At 41.1% G+C, this 5,841-nt stretch carries 4 protein-coding genes; all 4 read right to left on the bottom strand.

Features of this window, described 5'->3' with window-relative positions; translation table 11 throughout:
• Positions 1–261 precede the first annotated feature (261 nt).
• Positions 262–939, bottom strand: coding sequence for a hypothetical protein (locus HMPREF9078_RS11265; protein WP_009420793.1), 678 nt, complete (start codon positions 937–939; stop codon positions 262–264).
• Positions 940–1,035: 96 nt separating this feature from the next.
• Positions 1,036–1,689, bottom strand: coding sequence for a hypothetical protein (locus HMPREF9078_RS11260; RefSeq protein ID WP_198142755.1), 654 nt, complete (start codon positions 1,687–1,689; stop codon positions 1,036–1,038).
• 115 nt (positions 1,690–1,804) lie between these two features.
• Positions 1,805–4,642 (bottom strand): leucine--tRNA ligase, encoded by a 2,838-nt coding sequence (gene leuS / locus HMPREF9078_RS11255; protein WP_009420791.1) that lies wholly within the window; start codon positions 4,640–4,642, stop codon positions 1,805–1,807.
• 182 nt (positions 4,643–4,824) lie between these two features.
• Complete coding sequence (locus HMPREF9078_RS11250) at positions 4,825–5,475, bottom strand: hypothetical protein (RefSeq protein ID WP_009420789.1); 651 nt, start codon at positions 5,473–5,475, stop codon at positions 4,825–4,827.
• Between the last annotated feature and the right edge of the window lie 366 nt (positions 5,476–5,841).

Here is a 5,841-nt window from a genome sequence, read left to right as displayed (position 1 = left end):
TTTTTCACCAAATTTTCTCTCAGCTCTCTTCCGAACTTCTCCGTTTCCTTCCGAACTCCTCAACCCTTCCCCATTTGCTAATTTTTCCCCGCCTGCCGTGCTACGGCTGCCCGTCGTGCTACGACTGCCTGTGCGACTCGCACCTTTGGCAAAGTTGATTGTTTGGTATCATTGGCATTTCTGGTATTATTGGCATTTACTCCATTTTCTCATTCTCTCATTTGCTAATTTTCTAATTTCCAAGTTTTCTAATTAAAAAGTTCATATTTTTTTGTTATATTTTTTAATGATTTGCAAGAGGTAAGGCAATGCTCCAGTCGACATTGTAATCCTTGTGACTTTAGGTGATTTGATTTTTACATAAAAACCATTTTTGCTATAACCCCAACCCATATCCGTGATTTTAGTAGGGTCAATTTCACGAATCGCATAGAAAATAAAGAAGTACAGTTGCTTGTTGCACAACACAAACGGCGGATTATAGCGAGTGAGAAAGAACAGACTATCCTTTACTTTTAACAGCAAGTCGAAATCACTATCGCTCATTTGTTCTACTAGCATACGCAAAGCTTTTTCTTTGCGTTTTAGCATATAGGTGAAAAGCCAATACAGCAAAAAGGTAATGAGTAAAGAAAGGAGGGTCTCCTCTATTATTTCATCGAGGAACAACAAGTGTAGCACCTCTACACCTTCTTGTATCATCAGCACAAGATAGACAAACAAAGGTGCTGTAAACACCACAATAATAAAACCGGTAACCCACAAGCGGAACTTACGCACCTTTTTCAAATAAGCCTCCCGCTTTTGTGACAGCTGGTGCTGAGGGCGATAAAGTACCAAGCGCTCTTCAAATTCGTTTTTGCGCACCATCGTAAAGTACATAAAAACCAAGAGAAACACTAACGAAGGGACAAAACAGAGAAAATAAACTGTATCCATAATTTTAGGTAAGAGTTAAGGGTTTTATTTTGTTGGTAGATAAAAATGAAATGATAATAGTATCCATCATTTTTCTGTTTAGTTCATAGGTTATTTTTAAGTTCTTATTTGAGCATTAGGATTGTATTTCTCAATAATCTCCCCAAAAATAGGATATACATTCCTATACATCACAATTGAAGTAGATTTTATCGATTTAATACGTACAATTACTCTCCCTCCCCTAGCATAAACAAAACTTACTTCTTTTATTGTTGTAGGATCAATCTCCTCAACGGTAAGAAATACAAATAAGTACAGCTTATCTTTGCAAAGTATAAAAGAAGGAAAGTATTTGAAGAGAAATAATTCTTTTTGTACACTGAGCAATAGCTCAAAATCGCTATCACTCATTTGTTCTAAGAGTGCTTGTTGGTTTTTAATATTTCTTTTTAAAATACGATATATTAAATAAATAGCCAAACACTCTATTGTTATTAGAAAAATTAGAAGAAGAAAAATGATAGGAATACCAGCGTCAAGTAATAGAAAAGCGCATACAACTATTAACGGAAAGCTAACAAACAAGCCTATAACTATGCTCGCTTTTTTGATATATCGCTCTGCCCCTCTGATATATTCCTGTCGTTCGGGGGTAAGAAGTCGAGGGGTATGATAGGCTAAGCGTTTTTCGAAATTGCTTTTGTGCTGCACAATAAGATATACCGAAACAACTACAAGCACGAATATGAGAATAATTATAGTATTCATTGTATGCATACTTTTAATTTTTGATTCACTGTGAGGTTGTATTTTTAAATCCTCAATAATACAACTACGACAAAAAAAGAGGCTTCACCACTGTGGGTAAAGCCTCTTTGTATTATTACATTACAATATTGATAATCCTATTAGGCACTACAATTACCTTTTTAGGGGTGTTGCCTTGTAGCTGTTCTGCGGTTTGAGGATCGGCGAGGATGGCTTGCTCTATCTCTGCCACACTCATACTGGTAGCATAAGCGCGTTTGAAGCGTACTTTGCCGTTGAACGATACGGGATATTCCTTACTGTCCTCTTGCAAATACTTATCCTCGTGTACGGGATAAGGTGCATAAGTGATACTTTCAGTATTTCCGAGCCTTTTCCAGAGCTCTTCGGCGATATGCGGAGCGAAAGGCGCTACCAACACCGCAAGAGGCGCTAAAACGTCTCTATGGTGGCATTTTAGCGATGATAACTCATTCACGCATATCATAAACTGACTCACCGAGGTATTGAATGAGAAATTCTCGATATCTTCATTTACCTTTTTAATCGTTTTATGCAGTGCTTTGAGCATCTCGGGTGTAGGAGCTTCGTTGGTTACTTGCCAGCCGTTATCATTGAAATACAAACGCCATAACTTGCGCAAGAAGTTATACACCCCCGAAATACCTGCTGTGTTCCAAGGTTTGGCTTGTTCCAAAGGTCCTAAGAACATTTCGTAGAGACGCAAGGTATCCGCACCATATTGCTCGCAAATATCATCAGGGTTTACCACGTTGTATTTAGATTTCGACATCTTTTCTACTTCACGACCTGTAATATACTTGCCGTCTTCTTCTAAAATAAATTCCGCGTTAGCAAATTCTTTACGCCACGCTTTGAATTTATCAATATCTAACTCATCGGAAGTATCTTTTAAGAGAGAAACATCAACGTGAATAGGTTGTACTGATTGCCCTTTTACTTGATTTTTAGAAACAAAGGTATTGGTACCTTCTAAGCGATATGCAAAGGCACTCATACCCAATATCATTCCTTGATTGATGAGTTTCTTAAATGGTTCTTCAGTGGGGGCAAAACCGCGGTCTTTGAGGAATTTGTTCCAGAAACGAGAGTACAAGAGGTGCCCTGTGGCGTGTTCGCTACCCCCTACGTAAAGGTCTACGTTTTGCCAATAGTCTACTACGGGTTTGGTAGGGAAGGTTCCACGTGCGTCTTTTTCCATCATATACTCTAACCAATACCAAGAAGAGCCTGCCCAACCTGGCATTGTATTCAATTCTAACGGGAATACAGTTTGGTTATCAATAAGCTCATTGTTCACTACCTTGTGGTTTGCCGTATCCCACGCCCAAGTGGTCGCGTTACCCAATGGTGGATTGCCCTCTTCGGTAGGGAGGTATTTCTCTACTTCGGGTAGGAGAATAGGTAGGTGCTCCTCGCCTATCATCTGTGGCAAGCCATTTTCATAGTATACAGGGAAAGGTTCGCCCCAATAACGCTGACGTGAGAAGACAGCATCGCGAAGGCGGTAATTTACTTTGGCTTTGCCAGCTCCTTTGGATTCTAAGGCGGCTAACACTTTAGCAACGGCTTCGCCAAAGTTAGTGCAACCATTGAGGAAATCCGAATTTTGGTAAGTCATTCCCTCTTTGTCGGTAAAGGCATTCTCTGAAATATCTTTATCGAAGATGTTAATCATTTCTGGCATTCCTTTGGCGCCCTTGAAGTGTTTGGCAAAGGCATAATCGCGGTCGTCGCCAGCAGGCACTGCCATAACAGCCCCCGTACCATAGCTTGCTAATACATAATCGCCTATCCAGATAGGGATTTGCTTGCCAATAAGTGGGTGTACCGCATACGCCCCTGTGAAAGCCCCTGATACAGTTTTGGTGTCTGCCATACGGTCGCGCTCTGAACGTTTGGCAGTAGCTGCGATGTAGGCTTCTACCTCAGCGCGTTGTTCCTCAGTAGTAATTTGCAATACTAAGGGGTGCTCAGGGGCGAGGGTAAGGTAAGTAACGCCAAAGAGGGTGTCGGGGCGAGTGGTGAAGACCTCGACTTTGTGCTCGCCGGAGGCGAGCACAAAGTCGATAGAGGCTCCTACTGATTTTCCTATCCAGTTGCGTTGGCTTTCTTTGATACTCTCACTCCAATCGATGGTATCTAAGCCTTGCAAGAGGCGTTCAGCATAAGCCGTGATGCGCATACTCCATTGGGTCATCTTCTTGCGAATCACAGGATGACCCCCACGCTCGGATACGCCATTCACGATTTCATCGTTGGCGAGTACAGTTCCTAAGGCAGGGCACCAGTTTACTTCGGTTTCTGCCAAATAGGTAAGTCGGTATTTTAGTAAATGACGTTGTTTGCTTTCAGCTGTCATTGCGTGCCATTGGGCAGCAGTGAAGGTTGGGGTATCGTCGTCACAGGCAGCATTTACCTTGCTATTGCCTTCTGTTTCAAAGAGAGCGATAAGCGTTTCGATAGGCTCTGCTTTGTCGGTTGCGTTGTTATACCACGAGTTGAAGAGTTGTATAAATATCCACTGGGTATGACGATAGTAATCGGGGTCGGAGGTCTTTACTTCGCGACTCCAATCAAAAGAAAAGCCCATTTTATCTAATTGTTCGCGGTAACGGGCGATATTCTGTGCCGTAGTGAGGGCTGGGTGTTGCCCTGTTTGGATAGCGTATTGCTCGGCTGGCAGACCGAAGCTATCATAACCTTGGGGGTGCAATACATTAAAGCCTTTGTGACGCTTGTAGCGTGCTACAATATCGCTGGCGATATACCCCAGCGGATGCCCCACGTGTAAGCCTGCCCCTGAGGGGTAAGGAAACATATCGAGCACGTAGTACTTGGGTTTGGTACTGTTATTCTGGGCTTTGAAAGTTTGGTGTTTTGCCCAATATTCTTGCCAAAAGGCTTCTATTTCTTTGTGATTATAAACCATTCGTCGTTAATTTGTCGATTAGCAACTTTGCCAATTATGGTGCAAAGGTATGAAGTAATTAGCAAATGAGCAAATTTAGGGATTGGCAAATGCTGAGAAGTAATAAAATAGAAATCTTTGCCAAGATTATAAAACCTTGACAAAGATGAAGAAAGTTTATGTTTTTCGATTAACTTATGTTTCTAAAAACGTGGGAGTTTTTCAGGGATAATGTGTGCTGTGTCGTACCCTGCAAAGTGTTTTAGGTAGTTTTGCAACGTAGTGCCATTGCCATCGGCAAAGGCATAGCGTCCTTTTTTCTTCAAATATTTTTTTACTGATTGTGCTCCGACTAAGTGAGCAGCGGCTAATATGCCTGACTCGGTAATTTCTATACCGTTAATTTTAGTGCCTACGTATTGCTTGATTTCATTGCGCAAATACCATTTGTTGCGCTGAAGACTGAGGGTAAAAAGTCTTTCTTGTTGTTCGGGGGAATTGAGGAATTGCTGAGCGTCTTTTACTCCGTAGAACTGCAAAGCTGATTTTCCAAATTGATATTTTCCCATATAGCCAAACCTATTCACTATAAAATAATTGCCTCGTGACTCGCGGTAGGCTAAGGCTTCCTTAAAGCCTATAAAACTTTTTCCTACTTGTGGTGGATTTAAGGAAAACAGATTGGGTTCGCTTGTTATTTCTTTTGGCATAGCGGTAACCAAACGAGGTATATCTACTACAAAGCTGGGCGGTACTATGGTAGTTCTCTCTTCATCACTTTTTACAGTAAAACCCAACATAAAAAATACGGCCATCATCACGGCACAATAATACCTCTTTTTTGCATTTTTCATAAAAATTGTTTTCTTTAAGACTTACATCTGTTCTTCAGAAGAAGTACACCTGCTTAAAATTATTTCGGGGGCAAAATTACAAAAAAAATGCCAAATGCAACTATTTTGGGTTATAATTTTATCGATAGTGCTATAAGAGTTCTCGATAACTACCTTCTAAACATTAGTAATTACAAGGGTCGTAGCACGACGAGCGGGAGAATAAATAGAGAATGAGGAAATGAGAGAATGAGGATTCTCAGTTTATTCAACTTTGCCAAAGTTAACTTCCCATTATGCTACGACCCTACATTACCTTCCCTTTTCCATCATACTCCCCCCTACTGCCTATTGCCTAAGGCCTATCACCTCTTCCTCTTTCTTTCG

Source organism: Capnocytophaga sp. oral taxon 380 str. F0488, assembly GCF_000318255.2.
GTDB classification, from domain to species: domain Bacteria; phylum Bacteroidota; class Bacteroidia; order Flavobacteriales; family Flavobacteriaceae; genus Capnocytophaga; species Capnocytophaga ochracea.
Note: the sequence above shows the minus strand (reverse complement) of the source record. Positions and strands in the feature narration are given on the sequence as shown.